Origin of the sequence: Microcoleus sp. B9-D4, from assembly GCF_036705105.1 — a bacterium.
Classification (GTDB): Bacteria; Cyanobacteriota; Cyanobacteriia; order Cyanobacteriales; family Microcoleaceae; genus Microcoleus.
Map to the genome: position 1 here is coordinate 1 of NZ_JAUBTS010000062.1, position 18549 is coordinate 18549.

Consider the following 18549-nt stretch of genomic DNA (forward strand, 5'->3'; position numbering starts at 1 on the left):
ACTCAAAATACTCAGGGAACTATTATTAAGAATCTCTTGACAGGGGAGCAGTTAGGTGTGATGGTTGGAGTGAGTGCGGATGCGATAACATCGGCTAATTTCATGCTGGTTTAGGGAAGGAGAGAAAAGCGCGATCGCCCTTCGGTACAAAAAGACCAAAAAAGGCGATCGCACTTAAATCCAAATCAACAATTGATACAGCGTATTCCAGGTTTAGGAAGTGTAGGACACAGCAATGCCCATAGGTGTCAACTTAAGTACAACCCATAGTCCGGCAAGGGTTGAAACCCCTGCCTCAAAGCGAAAGTCCTCTCAAGAGGACTCAGAAGAAGAATTTTTAAACTCATCAGTCCTCTTTCAGAGGACTTTAGCTATTAGACAGGGAATTCATTCCCTGGCGGACTGGCGGACTGGCGAGAGGACTGGCGGACTCACAGCTTAAGTTGACACTCCTTGGGCTCTTGGAGTGTCCCTACGGGGATTTATCTGGGGGTGTACTTTATAAACGTGAAATCTGCTGTATCACATCTTCCGCTGAAATTCCTCAAGCACATCCATCAACTGAACTTGACACTGCATCGGAATCAAATCGGCAAGCGGCACTTCCCGCTTGCCGCCGCCAAACTTGACTGGAATTCCTTGCAAAACTTGTCCAACTTTGTCAGCATCTAAATCGCCATCTTCCAGCATCGAATAAAGTTGTTGGGCAACAACTGTATGCAGGTGGGCATCATTGAGATACAAATGCCATTTGGCAATGTCAATGTAGACATTTTCGCCGATTTCGGCTGCTAAGGATTCGATCGCCTGTGTAGTATTAGCCATATCAAAAAAGCCGAAAGTTATTTGTTATCAATCAAAAGACTTAACAAATCGCCGCCAACTGCCTTCAGCCCGAATCTTTAGTGAGGGGCGAATAATCGGCGATCGCAAAATGGTAAATCGCGTGGGCCAAAACTACTAGAGCCCATCCACCCGTTACCGAAATTGCCCAAGGCCAATCAGCCTTTTGCAAATTGTGAACAAACCACAAACCAGAATTGGTAGCAGAAAAAAGACCGACGTGGATAGCAAAATTCATCCGGTCATCTAAGCGGCGATACTCTGGATCATTGCGATCGGGTTTGCGGGGCCAACGAGGAGGCATAGTTTTTCACTTGATATTAGTAGTTCTGTGCCTATTTTAATCTTAAGTGCAGCTTTTTGAATGCTGCATCCCTCTTTCGGCAGGAAACTTATGCCTCTACATTTTCATAGTCTCCCGACTTGCCGCCACTTTTACTCACCAGTCGAATCGATTCAATGGCGATCGACTTTTCCAACCCTTTCGCCATATCATACAAAGTCAGCGCCGCCACCGAAACCGCCGTCAGCGCCTCCATTTCCACCCCTGTTTCCGCCTTAATTTTCACCGTCGCCCGAATTTGATACCCCGGCAACTCAGCATCCGGCATCACCTGCACCTCCACGCTACTCAGCGGCAGAGGGTGACACAGAGGAATCAAATGTGCAGTCTGTTTCGCCGCCATAATTCCAGCCAGCCTTGCAGTGCCCAACACATCACCTTTCGGCGCATTCCCCGCTTCAATCGCCACAAACGTCTCCGGCAGCATCCGCACCCGGCCCGCAGCCACAGCTTGCCGCACAGTGGGCACCTTCGCTGAAACGTCCACCATTTGGGCTTCCCCGCTGTTGTCGAGGTGAGTTAGCTGTGTGCGATCAGGCAATTTAGAAAAATTTTGCGGAAGGTCTTGCATTATTTTGGTAATGGTGTTACTGTTAGATTCTGTGAGAAAAGAACTTAATCAATTTTAGATTAAATCTGAACTCAACAGGGGCTTGTAGCTTAGTTGGATAGAGTGCATGGCTACGAACCATGAGGTCGGGGGTTCGAATCCCTCCAAGCCCACTACTAAAAGTTATGAATTTTGAGTTTTGAGTTTTGAATTAAGAAATTAATCCAACTCAACCTTCAAGACTCATAACTTTTTTAATTTGTACGTTTTACATAAAACCCACTCTTTGTGGAACAGGCATCTTGCCTGTTTGTAAGAATGGTGCGCGGGGACAAAAACCCGGTTTCTGCCTCAATATCTGTCGCATAGATTCACGATTTTTGGGAGAAACCGGGTTTTTTGGTAAGTCCCCTGATTGCCTCTTCCTTCTTGCTTCTGTAATATCATCGATTCAAGGCATAAATATCTTTGCCTCGACCGATCGCAAATTTCATCGAATTAGACAAGCCCTTGCTAGACTGAGTAATAAAAATCAGCAAAGCCAAGCCAGCGAGGCCAGCCGCAAAACCAAACATATTTCTGTAGCCAACTTGTTCAGCCACAAAGCCTAAAGTCGGCCCCGCAACCGCAATCCCCAAATCAAATCCGCCAATACAAAGCGAAAACAAGCGGCCCCTTTCATGAGGTTCGCACCTGTCCGACATCAGCGTTACCATCATCGGCAAAACCGTACCGCCCGCGCAACCTTCAACCAAAGCTGCTATTAAAAAAGCACTGGTGTTGTTAGCAAAATACAACAATAACATAGATACGGCATAACAGATTAAGCCGCCAGAAATAAACAAGCCGCGGCCGTATTTGTCAGAAGCCCGTCCCGTGACTAACCGCATACCGAAACTGGCGATAGCCGCCGTAGAATAAAATAATCCAGGATTCAAATTAGCCTTAGTTTCTTGGATAAACAAAGGCATAAAAGTGCTCAAAGTTCCGAATACCAAACCAACCACCAATAACACTAAAGCCGGAATCCGCACTCTAGGATTCCACAGCATTTTCCAGTATTTTTGGCTATTTTTGTCCTCCGATAGCGAGTCCGATTTTGTTAAATCGGCAAAATTAGGTTCCGCAATTTGGCAGGTAAAAAATACACTTATTGCAGCGAAAACTGCCGACATCGCAAACAAAGGAGTATAACCAACCCCAGCTTGCACAAATCCGCCAATAGCCGGGCCAAATGCTAGACCAACAGGACTCACCAAACTCATGTAACCGATTAATTCGCCCCGCTTTCCTGGTGGCGACAAATCTGTTACCAAAGCGCTGTAAGCTGTGGTAAAAGCGGCGATGCTAATACCGTGAAAAGCGCGAAGAAGTAACAGTAAGGGGATAGATTGAGCTAACAGGTAGCCCAAAGGGGCGATCGCAGCAACTGACGCGCCTAGAAGCAAAACTTGTTTTCGCCCCCTGCTGTCGGCTATTTTACCCAACTGCGGCCTCGATAGCAAAAGTCCGATCGCAAATGCACCCATCACAAAGCCAATTTGCTGTTTTGTACCGCCCACAAATTGAACGTACAGCGGCAAAGTTGGCAGTAGGGAAGCCAAACTCGACCAGAATAGCAGGCCTGCGGTGAATAAAATCAGTAAGCTGCGTCTGGGTTGGGGATCGATTTCCCTAAAAATATTCAAGATGCGAATTCCCTTTAAATCTTATGAGTGCACTCAAGCTAATACCAATTCTCGCCTCCAGAAAGCAACAATCCTGAGTGTTAAGTTTGTTTCCTGAAAGACTGTATGCACCGGTGCGTCGCTGTGAGATTGTCGCTCTTTTTTGGGATTTAAGGGTAGCGACGCACCCTACAGCTACTGTTGGATGAGTTTTGAGAATTAGTATAACGTCGAGTGTATCTATATCATTGTGTTGCAATTTCTTAAGAATTGCAACTAAAAAAGTTGATATTCGACTCACTGTCAACCGCGAACAGTCAACAGTCAACCGTCAACATTCTTACCAATCAACCTCAGCCCTTTCCTCTACCACCCGTTCATAAACCCACTGGGTTTCTATCGCCAACTTCGGCCAACTAAACCGGCGTTCCAAATCCTGATAAGCATTGTCAACCAACCACTGCGCGTAACCCGGATTTTTCAAAACCTCCAAAATTCCCCATGCCAAAGAATCCCGATTGTTTGCCTCAGTAACAACGCCTGTTTTAGTGTGCAACACCACCTCTGGAAGTCCGCCCGCATCCGAAACCACCACAGGCACTCTTGCAGCAAAGCTTTCTAACGCTACAATCCCAAAAGGTTCGTAAAGACTGGGGAAAACCGCGCAGTCAGCAACCGTCTGGAATTTGTCGAGATGTTCCTCAAACATGAACCCAGTAAAATAACACTTATTCCAAATTCCTAAATGCCAAGCTAAATGTTTGAGATGGTCTGTATTGCCGCCGCCAACAATTACTATTTTCGCTTTACCCCCCATTTCCCAAATTACTTTAGGTGCAGCATTTAGAAATACACCAATGCCTTTTTCATAGCTAATTCTTCCTACATAATAGACAATTTTCTCATCATCAGCAGCAAAACGGCGGCGGAAATCCATCGCGTCAAATTCGTGCCAGCGGGGCTTTTTATCCGGTCTAATTCCGTTGTAAATTACCTCTATTTTGTTCCACGGAGTCGATAGTACCCGTTCGGCTTCCCGCCGCATATAATCACTGCAAACAATTACCCGCCAAGCGTTGTAAGCGAGGTCGTTTTCCTTGGCGTTAATGTAGCGCTGCCCCTCATTGTGGATGCCGTTGAAGCGCCCGTATTCGGTGGCGTGGATGGTGGCAATTAGCGGTACTTTAAAGGTATGCTTGAGGGCGATCGCCGCATCTCCCACTAACCAATCGTGAGCGTGGATGATATCAAAGGGGCCTTCCTCAAGCATCAGTTTCCCGCCCTGGTGGCCCATGCTTTGGTTGAGGTTCGCCACCCAGTGAAAAAAGTCCCTGGCGTGCCCCACCACCACCCGATGCACACGTATTCCTTCCACCACTTCGTACATCGGCGCGTGGCCGAACTCTACTGTAATTAAGTGAATTTCGTGCCCCAACTTCACCAATTCTGGATATAGTTCCGATACGTGGCGGGCGATACCGCCTACGATTCTGGGAGGAAACTCCCATGCCAATACCAAAATTTTCATCTTTCTCCCCTCCAAAGCTTTTATATATCTTAATGTTTAGGATTAACAGATTTATTGTATAATTATCAACCTTAATTTTGAGTTGAACGCAAGTTGATGCCCAATGCCTGACTTTTGGCAGCAACAAAGACAGAAAATCATGCCTCAACCTGGTTTTTGCAGGAAATTGCTCGATCGCCATTACCTGAAAAAAACAGGTTTCCTCAAGATTTGAGCCACTGAGAAAAGCAATGGCGATCGTAGCTACCCGCTTACCGTTTCTTCAAAATCGGCTCCAATTCGCCGCGAAAACGGGTCCAAGCAGCAACCGATGCAGAATTAGAAACAGCACCCTGACGCATCAAAATCGCGCCGTCTTCAAAGCCAACAATTCCGTAATCTCCAGATTTGGACATTCGATCGATCGCCGGTACGATTTCCCGCAACTGTCCCCGTTCCGTGCGAAACGCAGCCTGATACTGCTGTAACTGCCACATATCGGCAATTACATATTGCATCTTCACTGCCTTCCCTGCATCATTGCGGAGTTCCAACATCGGAAACCTGAGAATTTCCCGCCTGCTTGACAAAATCGGCACAATAGTATTCGTTGCTGCCACGCTAGCATCAGCAGGAATTTGAGCCAATAGCGGCCGCACTTGCAAAACGTGCTGCCATTGTCTGACGAGAGGAACCTGCACCCAAGGATCGATCGCATCGGGCAAAATCAAAGAAAAAGTCCGATTTGGGTTAGAAGTGAAGGTAAAAAATAGCGACAAACAGATGCAAAACGCCCAAAAGCGGCGAAATTTTGAAGAAGAAGGCAGAGGAAATAAAGCAGAAGGAAAACGCAAAAACATTCTTTCCTCTCTCACCATTCTATCTTCTTCCTTTTGACGCTGGGCCCACCACAGAATCGCCCCATAAAAAAGCCCTGGAACCACAGTCATCGCATAGCGAATATTAATCGCCAGCACAGACTCTCCTTTCGCTAAAAATAGCTTCAGCAGCGGAAATCCAGCTATCATCCAAGACGCAGGTGCGAAAGCAGGAACTAAAGCTAATGGCAACCACTGGCCAAGCAGGTATCTAATCTTAGCAAAAAACGGCGTAAATAACTGAGCCACCAATCGGCCGGGATTGCTCACCATTCCCCAAATAATTTCTAGAGTAGAAGCTTCATCTCCCTCGGCATATTGACCGAAGCGCTCCATCATAAACCGCTGGGATATATCAGCAGAAAACAAAGGCATAATCAGATTGGTCAGGACGATCATATAACCAAAACTGAGTATGCAGACAGCCAAACCAGTCCGAGGGTAGCGCCGGCTCAAAATCAGGTAAACTCCGACGCCAAATAAAACAACTCCCCCATCTTCTCGCACGGCCAAAATTAAAGTTGCCAGAATCCCAAACAAGGGCCACCAGCGCTTCTCCATAGCCAGCAGCAAGCCAAAGACATACAGTGGCATTTGACAAATATCGTGAAAATTGCCCATAGTCGGGCCGATGACCGCGTTAGCGCAGTAATAGCTCACAACAATTGTCGCCGACAGCTTTGGTTCCAGATAGTGTCTGGCGAGAGCATAGAGCACTCCTCCCGCCGCGGTAATTAAAGTCACCTGCAACACCGTCAAAGTGACGGGAGAGGGAAACAGAGAGTAAATTGGCAGCCACAGCATTAGCGCCGGGGTGAAATGCTGCCCCAACCGGTAGTAAGATACCTCCGGGAGCTGGTTTTGGTGAACCACATTAGTGGACAAAGCCGAAGAGAGGGAACTCTCAAACAAGTGACCCCGAGTGCCGTTCCAAAAAAGTTGATTGAAAATGCCTTGGTCGTAAGTAGCGTAAAAGCTGTAGTAGCGGTGCAGCGTCAGCAACAGGCACAGCACAAAAAAGGCGGCCGCCACTTGAACCACCACCCGCAGCGACTCATTTTTCTTCCATCTCAAAAATATCATTTGCCCGCTTGTAATGAAATTATCGGACAATAGCATAAATCTAAAGTAAGTATTAAATTAAAGTAGAAGTGAAATAACTCGGCTCGGCAATGCTCAATTATTTTCACCCGATCGAAAAGCTCAACAGCGTCCATCCAACACCAGGCACCAGCGGCACTGACTGTTCTCCCGAACAGCCGGTAAATCCCGCACCGCTTTTACAGCTTTTGCTGTTTGTAGACAAGCGTCCCTCTTCCAGGGAACAGACCAGACACATCCGCAAGTCCCTAAAGGATTTGAAGGCAGAGTGCGACTTTGAGCTTCAAATCATCGATGTAGGAGAACAGCCGGATTTAGCCGAACACTTTAAACTTGTAGCCACTCCCTCGCTGCTCAAAATTCATCCCGATCCGCGACAAACTCTCGCCGGCAGCAATTTAATCGCCCAACTCGAACACTGGTGGCCCCGCTGGAAGCGTTCTGTAGAGGAATACGCAGCTCAACAACAGTCGGCCCCAGCTCTTGCTGAAAGCCTGACTGACCCAAAACCAATCTATTCCGTTGCTTGCGCGGCCGAACTTGTGCAGCTTTCCGATGAAGTTTTTCGCCTCAAACAGGAAAAAGAACACCTGCAAGAGCAGTTGCAGTTGAAAGACCGGATTATTGCGATGCTAGCCCACGACTTGCGTAATCCCTTGACAGCCGCATCTTTGGCTTTGGAGACTTTGGAGTCAAGTCAGAAGGTGAAAGAGGGGGAAAAGTCGCGTTTGACACCGAGTCTGGCGGCTCATTTGATGAAACAAGCCCGCCGCCAAATCCGAATAGTCGATCGTATGATTACAGATATCCTGCAAGCAGCCCGGGGTACAAACGCTCAACTCCACATTGAACCAAAAAGAATCGAACTGGGCCCGATTTGTCAAGATGTAATCTTGCAGTTTCAAGACAAATTTCAGGCGAAAAGTCTGAACTTAGAAACAGACATTCCCGCCGATTTGCCCTTAGTTTATGCCGATCCCGATCGCATCAAACAAGTCATAGTCAACCTGCTGGACAACGCCAGCAAGTACACGCCAGACCGAGGAACTGTTAATCTTTCAATTCTCCACCGCACCGCTTACAAAGTTCAAGTCAGCATTTGCAACAGCGGCCCGGGAATTCCTGAAGAAGATTGCGCGAGCATTTTTGAAGACAGCTTTCGGTTGCAGCGAGATAAATCAACCGACGGTTACGGCATTGGACTGTCTCTGTGTCAAGGCATCATCCGCGCCCACTACGGTCAAATTTGGGTAGACTCCGTAGTCGATCGAGGCAGTTGTTTTCACTTTACTCTGCCCGTACAAAAATAAAGTTAACAGTTGTCAGTTGTTCAGTACCAACCGAATTTTATATTACAGCTCAACTTGAACGCAGTGCAGCAATAATCTGTGCGTTGGCCTTGGGAAAAGTAAATTGGTCAATTTCGTCGAGTGTCACCCAGCGAATTTCATCGCATTCGATCGTTTGCGGTTCCCCGCTGACGTGGCGGCAGTGGTGGACGTATAGTCTAACTGTAAATTTAGTGTAGTCGTGGTCAATTGTAATCAAGCGATCGCCAACTTCTACGACAATCCCCAACTCCTCCATAATTTCCCGTTTTATGCAAGCTTCGATTGTTTCCCCAGGCTCTATTTTTCCGCCCGGAAACTCCCAGAAACCCCCGTGCAGTCCATGTTGTCGGCGCTTGTCAATCAAAATTTGTTGGCGATCGTTCCAGATTGCAGCAACGCCGATAACTTTGTGGGCAACAGGAGAAACAGACATATTAATTAGGAATTGGGAATTGGGAATTGGGAATTGGGAATGTAAGAATAATATCAATAATTATTCAATTATTTAATCTAAAATCAACCCTCTAAAATCTAAAATCTAAAATCTAAAATCTAAAATATTAAGCCCCCATCTTGCGAGGGGGGGCTTGACACTTGGATTACTTAAATGTTAAGAATCTACTAATCGTCCGAGCCGTGTCTCTCACTGGCTTGTATGGACTTTTCAAAAGTCATTCGCTGTTCGGCATTTTTCAGAAAATAACCGCTAATCATAGCCGAGGCGAGCAATCTACCCAAATGTTCGCGACTGGTAGTAACTGTCACCCCGAAGTGTTCCGAAGGCAAATTGCCCAAAAGTCCAACAATATTTCGCTCCATTACTTGAAACACTTCGTGAGAAGTCGGCTTAGACAACTGAGAAACTGTGTCGGGAGCCATTGACTGCACGTATTGCCATAATAAGTTGGCATTTTCTCCGTCTTCTTCAAAGAATTCTGGGGATTTATTAGATGAGTTGCTCACGAGTACCTCCGTTTCAGAGACAGCTTGTTATGTTAGACGCGGGCGGTTAAATTAAATAACCCTTATCTGATCGCTGCTGATCTTTATTACTAAGTAATTACTAATGTAGCAGGACAATCATAGCAACCAAGTGGGCACAACCGAATTAAAATCGGCGGTTTTTACGATTTTAGATTGGGGATTGCAAGTGGGGGGGACCCGATCGCCAATCCCCAATCTAGCTAGCTGGCTAGATAATCGTTGATATCTTGCTTGCGCTTGCGGAGTTTGGTCAAAGCTTCCCGTTCTATTTGCCGCACTCGTTCCCGACTGATGTTGAGACGATCGCCTATTTTGGCCAAAGTTAGGGTTTGCCCGTCTTCTAAACCGAACCGCAAGGCGAGAACTTCTCGCTGTTGCTGAGTCAGTTCCGCCATTAGGTGGTCTAAGTCAGTCCGCAGGGAAGATTGCAAAGCAAAATCTTCCGGGGTAGTACCCGTATCTTCCAACAAATCGCCCAACTCTGTATCTTGATTGTCTCCCACGCGCAAGTCCAGGGAAAGTGGCAGGCGCGCCCGATCGAGATATTCGCGAATCTGTTTGGGAGTCAATTCTAGCTCTGATGCCAATTCAGCAGCCGTGGCCGCGCGACCAAGCTGTTGAGCAAGTTGGCGCTGAGCCTTTTTAATTTTGTTGAGCTTTTCGGTGATGTGGATCGGCAAGCGGATGGTGCGGCCTTTTTCGGCGATCGCCCGAGTAATTGCCTGACGAATCCACCAATAAGCATAAGTAGAAAATCTGTAGCCCTTAGTCGGGTCAAATTTTTCTACTCCCCGCTGCATCCCGATCGTGCCTTCCTGAATTAGATCCAGTAAATCTACGTTGCGCTTGATATATTTTTTGGCAACAGACACTACCAGGCGGAGATTCGCTTCCACCATTTGGCGCTTTGCCCTTTCCCCCTGCTCGATCGTCCGCTGCAACTGTGCCTCAGACAGCCCAACTGCCTGTGCCCATTCAGCCGCCGTCGGGTCGCGGCCTAACTCTTCGGCTAAAATATTTTTCTCCTGATGCAGTGCGGTTGAGCGCTGTACCTGTTTTCCATAGAGTATTTCTTGCTCATGGGTCAACAAGGGAACGCGGCCGATTTCCCGCAAGTAAGCGCGAACAGAATCTGTATCTGAGGACTTAAGAGTTTTCATGAGCTTTTCCCGCTGAGGATCTGTGCCTCTAAAGGTTTGCGGTAGTCGCAAACCCCTAGCTTTAGCTGGGAAGGAAAGCGGGCGGGGACTTGCGCTTTCCTTCCATTTAAAGAGGCTTAATTTTATGGTAGCTAGCTACTACTCCCAGTCAGCACCGTCTCAGGTTAGGTTTTGGTTGGGGCGTGCACAATACTACGTTATGTTAAGAATCTTAACATTTGTGAGAGCACTTGGCTACACTTCTTCATATTTATTTCATGCCAGCCTGGACTGTTGATACGAAAGTATCCGCTTTCCTGGCTTTACAGTTTGCATCAAGATAAACAAAATCCGCCACATCTCAGAGGGGTAGATTGGTATAGGGGGAGATGGGGTGAGGGGGAGATGGGGAGATGGGGAGGTTGACCGAAGAACCAGACCTGCGCCAGGGGCGATCGACTAGGGGAAAAGTCGGTAGTGGTTTCAACCACCTTGAATATTTCTTTACAGATACTTTACATAGTTAGTCAAAAGCTGATGTTATGATCCAAAAGATCAAGTAAGAATAACCATCTACGTGTTGAAACGCCCGGCGTTGCCAAGTAATTCCGGCAACGGACTGATCCGACGCAAGATTCGGAATAGTTAAAGGGCAAATAATAACAGGAGGTAGAGCTTAAGCTGTTACACATTTAAACTATTAACGATCCAGGTAAGGTGGGTCAGAAGCGAATACTTACTATACTTGGGAAACGCTTATTTACGCTCCGCACCCTACTATCCTCTTTTAAATGCCGAACAGCTTACAAGGTAAACACTTCTTTACGCTCCGCACCATACTATCGTCTTTTAAATGCCGAACAGCTTACCAGATATTTTGCGTAGTGATGGACTCGCGATAGCGCAAAAAACCAAAGTATACGCAATATTTGAAGAAATTCAAGCTGAGTGAGTAGCGGCGACAAGATAGCCAAAAGTGAAAATCCGAATCTGGCTTCCTCAAGAATCCCCTCGCCTTTTCAGGCTAGGGAGTATCAAGAAGCCTAGACATTTGTAGACAATAAGAATAAAAATACTTATTGTTCATGTACAAAATTAGTGAGTTTGCTGCAAAAGTAGGTGTTTGGGTCAAAACAATTCAGGGGTGGGACAACTCCAGTAAATTACCAGCACGCTTAGATCGGTTGCGGGCGATCGGTACAAGAGAACGCATTTGACATCTATTCCTGTAATCGCAAGCCTAATACCCTAGAAAGATTTCACATTCTGGATTATAATTTATGGCGGTTTTTTTTTGTGTTTGTATGCGGGAGCGATCGCCCTCCCCGCTGATTCGCGCCATCCCGATCGGCCACTATCTAGGTTAGAGGCGATCGCCGCTTCTTCCCAAGCCAGGTTAGTTTTTTTAAACACCCTGTCCGACTTTTCAAACACCCTCTTAGGTTTAGCGAGTGATTTCTTCCTTCTCCTATTACCCCGGTTTATAGGATAATTTATCGCTCATCTCGACTAACATACACAAGAGATAAAAGTAGCTACTTTTTGCAAATACTCAGGTGGAGAATAAGTGACATTTAACTCAATTGAATTCCTAGTCTTTTTTCTAGTTACGTATATCTTGTACCGCATCCTTCCTTTCCGCAGTCAAAACTTGGTGTTGCTGATTGGTAGCTATGTATTCTACGGCTGGTGGAATGTTAATTTCCTGTTTTTAATGCTTCTTTCCACCGCAATTGACTTCTACTGCGGGGCAATGATTGATACTGGTCGATTAGAATCTTCTAACCGCAGGATTGTTTCTTTGTCAGTTGTATTAGGGGCGTTGTTATTTAATACAGTTCAATGGAATGCCCTTCAGGTAAGTATAGCACCCATAGCGGTGTCAGTACAATGGACACAACTATTACCTGCTTCTTTTTCCGGCTGGTTGATATTAATGGCGGCCCTGGTAGTTGTAGCAATTGCTAACCTGCTGTATCCCCAATTCACCGCTCTTGAGGAAAAACAGCGCCGCCATTTGTTCCTGTGGCTCTGTGTAGGCAGTAACTTGGCACTTTTAGGCTTCTTTAAATACTTCAATTTCTTTATTACCAGTGCTGAAAGAGTAATTCATACCCTGGGGATTCATAGCAACTTATTGCATTTAAACATCATTCTGCCTCTAGGCATCTCGTTTTACACTTTTAAAGCCATCAGCTACGCTTGCGACATTTATCGAGGCAAACTGAAAGCATCACACCAATTTTTAGACTTTGCTCTCTTCTTGGCTTATTTTCCCCCCTTGTTTGCTGGCCCTATAGATCGAGCTTCACAGTTACTTCCTCAAATTTCAAATCCGCGAAAGATCAGTTTTGAGCAATCTGTTCAAGGTTTGTTTCTGATATTATTTGGATTGGTGAAGAAAGTAGCGATCGCGGATGGATTAGCTGGTTCAGTCAATGCAATTTATGGGACTAACGGAAATGTTTCTTGGATTGATATCATTTTAGCAACTTTCCTCTACGCCATTCAAATCTATTGCGATTTTAGTGGTTATTCAGACATCGCTAGAGGTGTATCCAAATTGTTGGGTATAGAACTAATACTCAATTTCAATCTGCCCTATTTTTCTAAAGATCCCAGCGAGTTTTGGCGTCGCTGGCACATTAGCCTCTCTACTTGGCTACGGGATTATGTATATATACCACTTGGGGGAAACCGTCAAGGCGAGCGCCAAACTTATCAAAATCTGATGACAACAATGGTACTGGGCGGACTTTGGCATGGGGCAGCATGGAACTTTATCCTGTGGGGATTTTATCAGGGGATGCTTTTGTCTGTGTATCGAGCTTTTACCCCTAAGACTACTAACAAACAACTACCGAGCAAAAATAAGTTCAAACTTCTAGAAGGATTAGTCGCAACTCTATTCTTTTTTATGCTGACTTGCTATGGATGGCTGTTGTTTAAAGCCACTTCCCTGAGTCAGATTATCTCCTTTACAAAAATTCTGTTTGGAGATTTCGGAAACTTGGCGCTCAGTCTGCCTACACCCCCATTACCTGCTATCTTGGGCATTCCACTACTGATCGGCTATGAATTGTGGGCTTACCAAACTGATAATCCCGATTTTTACCGTCGTTATCCAACCCCAGCCCGTGCAGCTTTTTATGCAGCACTCATTATTATTTTATTGATGGGAGAAAGCAATGCCCCTGCACAGTTCATCTATTCTCAATTTTAAACCAGCTATCAGCAATGCCATGCGTAAAAAATTCGTCACCGGACTGTGGATCATTTTCTTCCTATTGATGTTCGATTTTTCGATCAATTTTATGTTTCCATATCCGTCAGATCCTTTAGCAACTTCTCCAGGGCAACTCAATACATATTTTGAATATGGGCGATCTATTGAGGGCAAGCTTTCACGGATGGTCGGTTCTACGGATGAATTAAGTTCACCTATAGCAATTGCTGGCTGGTTAGATCCAGAACTATGGAAGAAGTTAAATATACCCGTTAGCCGAACTTCCGATAAAGATTTGCTAATTGCCATTTACGGTATGTCATTTTCCAATCAGGTCGGCACCGCCATGGAGGAAATGGATTCGAGGCTGATGATTAGAGCGATCGCCGGACCTGCTGCTCCGCCTAATTACTCCTTCGCTGCCTACAATTTAGATCGAGGTAAGCATCAAGCGGATATAGTAATTTTGGGACTGTTAGCTTCTAGCGTTAAAGGACTCAGAACTCTTAACGGCATGACTTGGCAATTTGAAGGACCAGCACCTTACACCTACCCACGATACTTTTTGGAAGATGGAAAGCTGAAGGCGATATCGCCCAATGTCATGTCTTTAGCTCAACTTCGGGCGACCCTCCAAAATAAGCCACAGTGGAACGCATTTGTTAATCAACTTAAAGAACACGATCAATTTTTTAATGGATTTATATTCCAGAAAAAATGGCTGGATAATTCGGTAATTATCCGATTGATTCGCAGAGCTTTAGCACAACGTCATCAGCTCACACTTACAAATCAAATTCATAGTCCAACAGGGTTTAAGGCCGAATCAGAAATTTCAGTTTTAAGGGCAATAGTTAACGATTTCGCAGCCACAGCGAAAGCTGACGGTAAAATGCCAATTGTGCTTATTCTTAATGATCGTGGATATGAAGATCATTTGTTCCAAGCACTCAAACCAACCTTAGAAAATGGTTCAATTCCCTATGTCAGTAACCATAATATTGTTCCTGCTAATGATCTCAGTAACTTTATTGGTGATGGACACTTTACCCCAAAAGCCAACAAATTAATCGCTCAAGAAGTGCTAAAGTTGGTGAATGAGCATTTTAATAGAGTTCAACTAAACTAGAAGTTAACTGAACAGTAGAATTAGTGACAAAATGCTCACCATTTTTAAGGAGACTTACCGCAGAAACTCCTGAAGTTAATCCCCGACGTATAGGTTTGACTGGAGGATTATCTGCCAGTGCTAAATCAACGGTTGTCATAATTTTAGGAAGGACAATTTTCATTTCAAACTGAGCAAATTGTATCTTCCAGAAGAGGAAAAAAATCAGGAGATAACAAGAAGTGATTAGAGTCAGCATATATGTTTTTTTGAGCGATCGCTAAAAATCTTATCAGATAGCGCGATCGCTTTTACTTTTGCCGATCGGATCAGAGAATGAAACAGCCCTGGTTCAATGTCCCAGATTCCTGACGGCGAGTAAATTTCAAATCGACTGACTTCTTTGCCTTTGAGCTTCGTACAAGATGAGGGCTCCGGCGATCGACACATTTAAAGATTCTACGCCACGACTCAGGGGAATTTGGATTTGTCGATCGGCCAAACTCCTCAATTCTTCCGACAAACCAGAGCCTTCGTTCCCCAAAACTATCAGAGTCGGCACTCGCAAATCTACTTCCCAATAACTTAAACTGGCCCCGGCGACAGTTGCTAAAATTTGCATTCCTCGATTTTTATACGCGGAGACTTCGGCGGTTAAATCTGGACTGACTGCCATTGGCAGCTTAAACCAAGCTCCTGCTGAGGCGCGCAGCACTTTGGGATGGTCTAAATCGGCGCTGTCTGCGCTCAGCAGCAAACCGTCGGCATTAGCAGCCGCAGCCGTGCGGACGATCGCCCCCAAGTTGCCGGGATCTTGGATTGTTTCTAGGGCTATTCCTAAAGTTGACAATTTTGCGGGCTCTGTTGCAGTGCGGGGTGCGGTGGCGACAATGCCGTCGGGTTGGACTGTAGTGGCGATCGACTCTAAGACTTTTGCACTTACTAATTCTGTGCGATCGGCTAAATTACCAACTTGCTCCCAAAGTTCCCCGTGCTGATCCAGCCATTCGGGAGTGCAGCAAACCGTTGCTAGCGGGTATTTGGCCGCGCAAGCTTCTTCGAGCAAGTGCGTCCCTTCGAGTAAAAATAATTGTTGTTCCCTGCGTCCTTTCGAGCTGTGCAGCTTGCGAATTTCTTTAACTAGGGGGTTTTGAATACTTGTCAACATTTTTTAATTCAGCAGAGCGAATGGGGTTATTGCCTTTACCGGGTTAACCCCAAACTTCTGTCTGCCTTTGGAATGCGGAACCCGGGACTTGAACCCGGAAGGCTTGCACCACATGAACCTGAATCATGCGCGTCTACCAATTCCGCCAGTTCCGCATCGGTCACGACTTACTACTCTGCCATACCTCCGCGAATCTGTCAAGTGTTTTGGGTAATTTATTTTTTTATGGGCTGCGAGTAATAGGGAGAACTTTGATATCCCCCCTATCCACCCTGCTTAATTAAGGGGGGCTAGGGGGAGCTCCAAATTAATATTACACCTTTTTTGAAGCCCTTCTTTTCCACCAAAAACCCATTCCAGCAGCCACAAACGTACCAACTGCAGTCATCGGTTCCGGTACAGGTTCATACTCATAAATTGCACTAACTGTAGTGTTAGCCGCAACCTTACCGTCGAAACTTCCCCTAACAGGAGTCCCCTGAATTTGAGTAAAACCCGTTGTCACCAAACCTGCGATAAAAGTATCTCCATCGCATCCACTTAAGGCACTCAGAGACTGCTGAGAATCATAACTCTTTGACACAGTACCGGAAGCAGAACCGCTAACACTTCCCGTAACGCCATTAGCAATCCTCGTTTCCGGCGGACTGGCTAACACACTTAAAGTCAAATTAGGGTCAACTTTTAACAGCGGAATATTCAGAGCAATACTTGCATTACTCGCCGCCGTTCCCATAAAATCTCCCGTCAAAGGAGTAATGCTAACACTGTTATTAACAGTTGATTTAACCGTAACATAAGCCCTTAATAGCGTTCCTAAAAGCGAATTAAACTTTGGCAAAACCACATTAGTGCTACTATTTAATGGCTGGGAACCCAGATCCACAGTATAAGTTTGAGTTAGAGTGGCAGCTTGTACAGAAAAACATTGACTAACAACTGCACAACTCAAACTTCCGCCAACAATTCCCAACTTGTGATAAACATTCATTTCGCTCAACTCCTACAAGAATAAAGTTACATTTTGAATAATTAGTATTGTTTAACCGCTTCGATGCGTAAGCGCTTTTGTCACAAAGGAAGAAGAATAAATAACAAGGAAGGAGTAGATAATCTTCTACCGCAGCAATCTTGGCACGGGTGTCTGCGTGTGATTCATCTGTGGTTAAAAACTCGGAACATTTAACAAAACCCAATTTCCAATCAAGGACATTAAGTAACTAAACGCCCAAACAGTATAAACTATACTCAAAGGCGCGTAAGCCGCCAAAACCCATTGCGTTTCCGCTGCTTCCTCAATTTCCTCCCTTCGCAACAAGTTCCCATAAAAATCAAACGACCTTTGTCGCAGATTGTTAATTCCTGTTGCTGCCACTAAGAAATAATAACCGTCAAATCTATTCAAGGGATTCAAGTTAATTGCCACTGTCAGCAATGCCGCCACCATCAACAAGTAACTAATTTGATGCCAAACTAAATTTCCTTGAGATAACAGCCATATCCAAACAGCAACTGCCCAAATTGTTACTTGGATCAATACTCCCGCAGCTACTACTAAAACTCGCTGTTTCCGCCGGACTAAACTGTATTGGTCGGTTGTATCTGTATAGCATCCTGGGATGAGACACATAAACAACAATCCAATTTCTTTAACTATGCCACCGTAGTGTTTGAGTGTGAAAGCGTGACCGAGTTCATGCAACGCTATTACTAGCATTGTCATTAAGACAACTTCGATCGCATTGTCAATTTTTCCGGCTGTCAATAACTGCTGGTGCGAGGCGGCGACTTCCGCAGCAGAAGCCAACCACACTGCTACGGATGAAGAGATGAAAGCGCACAGAAAAAAGCCAAATTCCCACGTCCAAATCCAGCGGAATTTGTCGATGTGCCGCGATAACCAAACATCGGGATTGACTAGGGGAATTGTGAAGGATAGCAGGTTGAATTTAGCTTTCGGCGGCTTGGTTCCTTCTAGCATTCCTGCTTGTGCTAAGTCTTTCAAAAGATTTTGCACGTCTTCTAAATCGAGGTTGTATTCATCGAGAATATTAGTTATTGGCTGTTGGCTTAATTGCAAAATTACCTGTTTGTCAAAGTCGTCAACTTGAATACAGGTAATGTCTTCGGGATTGCGAAGTATCCAATAACCGTCGGGATGAGGTATCCACTGCACCGCTGATTTTAGTTGCATGGTTTGGCAGAAGGAAGAAGAAAGTTCGGCAACGAGAAATGTACGGGATGTAACACATGGACTGAAGTTGGAAGAAGGAAAAACTTATCTCTCCTAGCCCCAATTTAGGAATTACGCATTTTAGGCCGAAGCTAGATCCCCCCTAGCCCCCCTTAAGAACGGGGGGACAAGAGTTTTCACTAATTTAGGAATTACGCATTTTAGGCGGAAACTCGATCCCCCCTAGCCCCCCTTAAGAAGGGGGGGACAAGAGTTTTCACTCAAAGTGGGTGTTTTTATTGAATTGTGTTGAATCGATCGCCCAATTGTGTTTGTATGTTTTCTCCGCTGGGTTTTTGAGATTTTCAAGTCGCCCTAAGTCTTTCTGAAAATGGAAAGTTTTAAGGCTAAGTTTGCCCCTGTTTTAATGAAGCAGGGAAGTATTAAAGTATTTTGTGAAGAAGCTTTAGTGATATTTGTTTGAGCTTTAGACTTTAATCCAAATTTCACGTTGTTATTATATTATCAGAA

The 18549-nt window shown here is 45.4% G+C and carries 18 protein-coding genes and 2 tRNA genes; 5 read left to right on the plus strand and 15 right to left on the minus strand.

The window, feature by feature from the left end:
* Nucleotides 1-522: 522 nt before the first annotated feature.
* The 3 genes from QUB24_RS26800 to moaC all read right to left on the minus strand — a co-directional run bounded on the left by QUB24_RS26800 (nt 523) and on the right by moaC (nt 1757).
* Nucleotides 523-825 (minus strand): DUF3181 family protein, encoded by a 303-nt coding sequence (locus QUB24_RS26800; protein ID WP_333156651.1) that lies wholly within the window; start codon nt 823-825, stop codon nt 523-525.
* 64 nt (nt 826-889) lie between these two features.
* Complete coding sequence (locus QUB24_RS26805; RefSeq protein WP_006633890.1) at nt 890-1147, minus strand: 2TM domain-containing protein; 258 nt, start codon at nt 1145-1147, stop codon at nt 890-892.
* Nucleotides 1148-1235: 88 nt separating this feature from the next.
* Nucleotides 1236-1757, minus strand: coding sequence for a cyclic pyranopterin monophosphate synthase MoaC (moaC, locus tag QUB24_RS26810; RefSeq protein WP_333156652.1), 522 nt, complete (start codon nt 1755-1757; stop codon nt 1236-1238).
* Between the two features lie 78 nt (nt 1758-1835).
* Here moaC and QUB24_RS26815 point away from each other — a divergent pair.
* Nucleotides 1836-1909 (plus strand) — tRNA-Arg (locus QUB24_RS26815).
* A gap of 270 nt (nt 1910-2179) precedes the next feature.
* Here QUB24_RS26815 and QUB24_RS26820 read toward each other — a convergent pair.
* The 3 genes from QUB24_RS26820 to QUB24_RS26830 form a co-directional block, all read right to left on the minus strand.
* Entirely contained in the window at nt 2180-3424 is a 1245-nt protein-coding gene (locus tag QUB24_RS26820; RefSeq protein WP_333156653.1) for an MFS transporter, read from the minus strand.
* Between the two features lie 319 nt (nt 3425-3743).
* Nucleotides 3744-4931, minus strand: coding sequence for a glycosyltransferase family 4 protein (locus QUB24_RS26825; protein WP_333156654.1), 1188 nt, complete (start codon nt 4929-4931; stop codon nt 3744-3746).
* 251 nt (nt 4932-5182) lie between these two features.
* Complete coding sequence (locus tag QUB24_RS26830; protein WP_333156655.1) at nt 5183-6907, minus strand: DUF2079 domain-containing protein; 1725 nt, start codon at nt 6905-6907, stop codon at nt 5183-5185.
* A gap of 53 nt (nt 6908-6960) precedes the next feature.
* Between QUB24_RS26830 and QUB24_RS26835 the strand changes: the two genes are divergently transcribed.
* The gene (locus QUB24_RS26835) at nt 6961-8199 is read left to right on the plus strand and encodes a histidine kinase (RefSeq protein ID WP_333156656.1); all 1239 of its coding nucleotides are present in this window, start codon (nt 6961-6963) and stop codon (nt 8197-8199) included.
* Between the two features lie 49 nt (nt 8200-8248).
* On the opposite strand, the gene mutT is transcribed toward QUB24_RS26835, so the two are convergent.
* The 3 genes from mutT to QUB24_RS26850 form a co-directional block, all read right to left on the minus strand.
* Nucleotides 8249-8653 carry an 8-oxo-dGTP diphosphatase MutT gene (gene mutT, locus QUB24_RS26840; protein ID WP_333156657.1) on the minus strand — a complete coding sequence of 135 codons (405 nt, stop codon included), beginning with the start codon at nt 8651-8653 and terminating at the stop codon, nt 8249-8251.
* A 188-nt stretch (nt 8654-8841) separates the two neighbouring features.
* On the minus strand, nt 8842-9183 hold the full coding sequence (locus QUB24_RS26845) for a DUF760 domain-containing protein (protein ID WP_172187001.1): 342 nt from the start codon (nt 9181-9183) through the stop codon (nt 8842-8844).
* Nucleotides 9184-9404: 221 nt separating this feature from the next.
* The gene (locus tag QUB24_RS26850) at nt 9405-10364 is read right to left on the minus strand and encodes an RNA polymerase sigma factor, RpoD/SigA family (protein ID WP_333106022.1); all 960 of its coding nucleotides are present in this window, start codon (nt 10362-10364) and stop codon (nt 9405-9407) included.
* A 1064-nt stretch (nt 10365-11428) separates the two neighbouring features.
* Between QUB24_RS26850 and QUB24_RS26855 the strand changes: the two genes are divergently transcribed.
* Nucleotides 11429-11560, plus strand: a complete 132-nt coding sequence (locus QUB24_RS26855) for a hypothetical protein (protein ID WP_333097346.1) — start codon at nt 11429-11431, stop codon at nt 11558-11560.
* A 61-nt stretch (nt 11561-11621) separates the two neighbouring features.
* Here the strand turns inward: QUB24_RS26855 and QUB24_RS26860 are convergent, their stop codons facing one another.
* Nucleotides 11622-11756, minus strand: coding sequence for a hypothetical protein (locus tag QUB24_RS26860; RefSeq protein WP_333156658.1), 135 nt, complete (start codon nt 11754-11756; stop codon nt 11622-11624).
* A 154-nt stretch (nt 11757-11910) separates the two neighbouring features.
* Here QUB24_RS26860 and QUB24_RS26865 point away from each other — a divergent pair, with 154 nt between their 5' ends.
* Both QUB24_RS26865 and QUB24_RS26870 read left to right on the plus strand, forming a co-directional pair.
* Nucleotides 11911-13566 (plus strand): MBOAT family O-acyltransferase, encoded by a 1656-nt coding sequence (locus tag QUB24_RS26865; protein ID WP_333156659.1) that lies wholly within the window; start codon nt 11911-11913, stop codon nt 13564-13566.
* Complete coding sequence (locus tag QUB24_RS26870) at nt 13532-14698, plus strand: hypothetical protein (RefSeq protein ID WP_333156660.1); 1167 nt, start codon at nt 13532-13534, stop codon at nt 14696-14698. The genes QUB24_RS26865 and QUB24_RS26870 overlap by 35 nt, the downstream gene beginning before the upstream one ends.
* Here the strand turns inward: QUB24_RS26870 and QUB24_RS26875 are convergent.
* From QUB24_RS26875 to QUB24_RS26895, 5 genes are all read right to left on the minus strand, one after another.
* On the minus strand, nt 14676-14936 hold the full coding sequence (locus QUB24_RS26875) for a hypothetical protein (protein ID WP_333156661.1): 261 nt from the start codon (nt 14934-14936) through the stop codon (nt 14676-14678). The two genes, QUB24_RS26870 and QUB24_RS26875, sit on opposite strands and share 23 nt — an antisense overlap.
* Before the next feature lie 126 nt (nt 14937-15062).
* Nucleotides 15063-15845: an RNA methyltransferase gene (locus QUB24_RS26880; protein ID WP_333156662.1), complete on the minus strand. Its 783-nt coding sequence runs from the start codon at nt 15843-15845 to the stop codon at nt 15063-15065.
* Between the two features lie 73 nt (nt 15846-15918).
* Nucleotides 15919-16000, minus strand: a tRNA-Leu gene (locus QUB24_RS26885).
* A gap of 158 nt (nt 16001-16158) precedes the next feature.
* Nucleotides 16159-16836, minus strand: coding sequence for a PEP-CTERM sorting domain-containing protein (locus QUB24_RS26890; RefSeq protein WP_333156663.1), 678 nt, complete (start codon nt 16834-16836; stop codon nt 16159-16161).
* A 174-nt stretch (nt 16837-17010) separates the two neighbouring features.
* Entirely contained in the window at nt 17011-18039 is a 1029-nt protein-coding gene (locus QUB24_RS26895) for a site-2 protease family protein (protein ID WP_333156664.1), read from the minus strand.
* Nucleotides 18040-18549 lie beyond the last annotated feature (510 nt).

Excerpts from the sequence above, each read along its gene's own strand:
- QUB24_RS26800 (WP_333156651.1), bottom strand. The coding sequence starts at position 825 with ATGGCTAATACTACACAGGCGATCGAATCCTTAGCAGCCGAAATCGGC.
- QUB24_RS26805 (WP_006633890.1), bottom strand. The coding sequence starts at position 1,147 with ATGCCTCCTCGTTGGCCCCGCAAACCCGATCGCAATGATCCAGAGTAT.
- moaC (WP_333156652.1), bottom strand. The coding sequence starts at position 1,757 with ATGCAAGACCTTCCGCAAAATTTTTCTAAATTGCCTGATCGCACACAG.
- QUB24_RS26825 (WP_333156654.1), bottom strand. The coding sequence starts at position 4,931 with ATGAAAATTTTGGTATTGGCATGGGAGTTTCCTCCCAGAATCGTAGGC.
- QUB24_RS26830 (WP_333156655.1), bottom strand. The coding sequence starts at position 6,907 with ATGCTATTGTCCGATAATTTCATTACAAGCGGGCAAATGATATTTTTG.
- QUB24_RS26835 (WP_333156656.1), top strand. The coding sequence starts at position 6,961 with ATGCTCAATTATTTTCACCCGATCGAAAAGCTCAACAGCGTCCATCCA.
- mutT (WP_333156657.1), bottom strand. The coding sequence starts at position 8,653 with ATGTCTGTTTCTCCTGTTGCCCACAAAGTTATCGGCGTTGCTGCAATC.
- QUB24_RS26850 (WP_333106022.1), bottom strand. The coding sequence starts at position 10,364 with ATGAAAACTCTTAAGTCCTCAGATACAGATTCTGTTCGCGCTTACTTG.
- QUB24_RS26855 (WP_333097346.1), top strand. The coding sequence starts at position 11,429 with ATGTACAAAATTAGTGAGTTTGCTGCAAAAGTAGGTGTTTGGGTCAAA.
- QUB24_RS26870 (WP_333156660.1), top strand. The coding sequence starts at position 13,532 with ATGCCCCTGCACAGTTCATCTATTCTCAATTTTAAACCAGCTATCAGC.
- QUB24_RS26875 (WP_333156661.1), bottom strand. The coding sequence starts at position 14,936 with ATGCTGACTCTAATCACTTCTTGTTATCTCCTGATTTTTTTCCTCTTC.
- QUB24_RS26880 (WP_333156662.1), bottom strand. The coding sequence starts at position 15,845 with ATGTTGACAAGTATTCAAAACCCCCTAGTTAAAGAAATTCGCAAGCTG.
- QUB24_RS26890 (WP_333156663.1), bottom strand. The coding sequence starts at position 16,836 with ATGAATGTTTATCACAAGTTGGGAATTGTTGGCGGAAGTTTGAGTTGT.
- QUB24_RS26895 (WP_333156664.1), bottom strand. The coding sequence starts at position 18,039 with ATGCAACTAAAATCAGCGGTGCAGTGGATACCTCATCCCGACGGTTAT.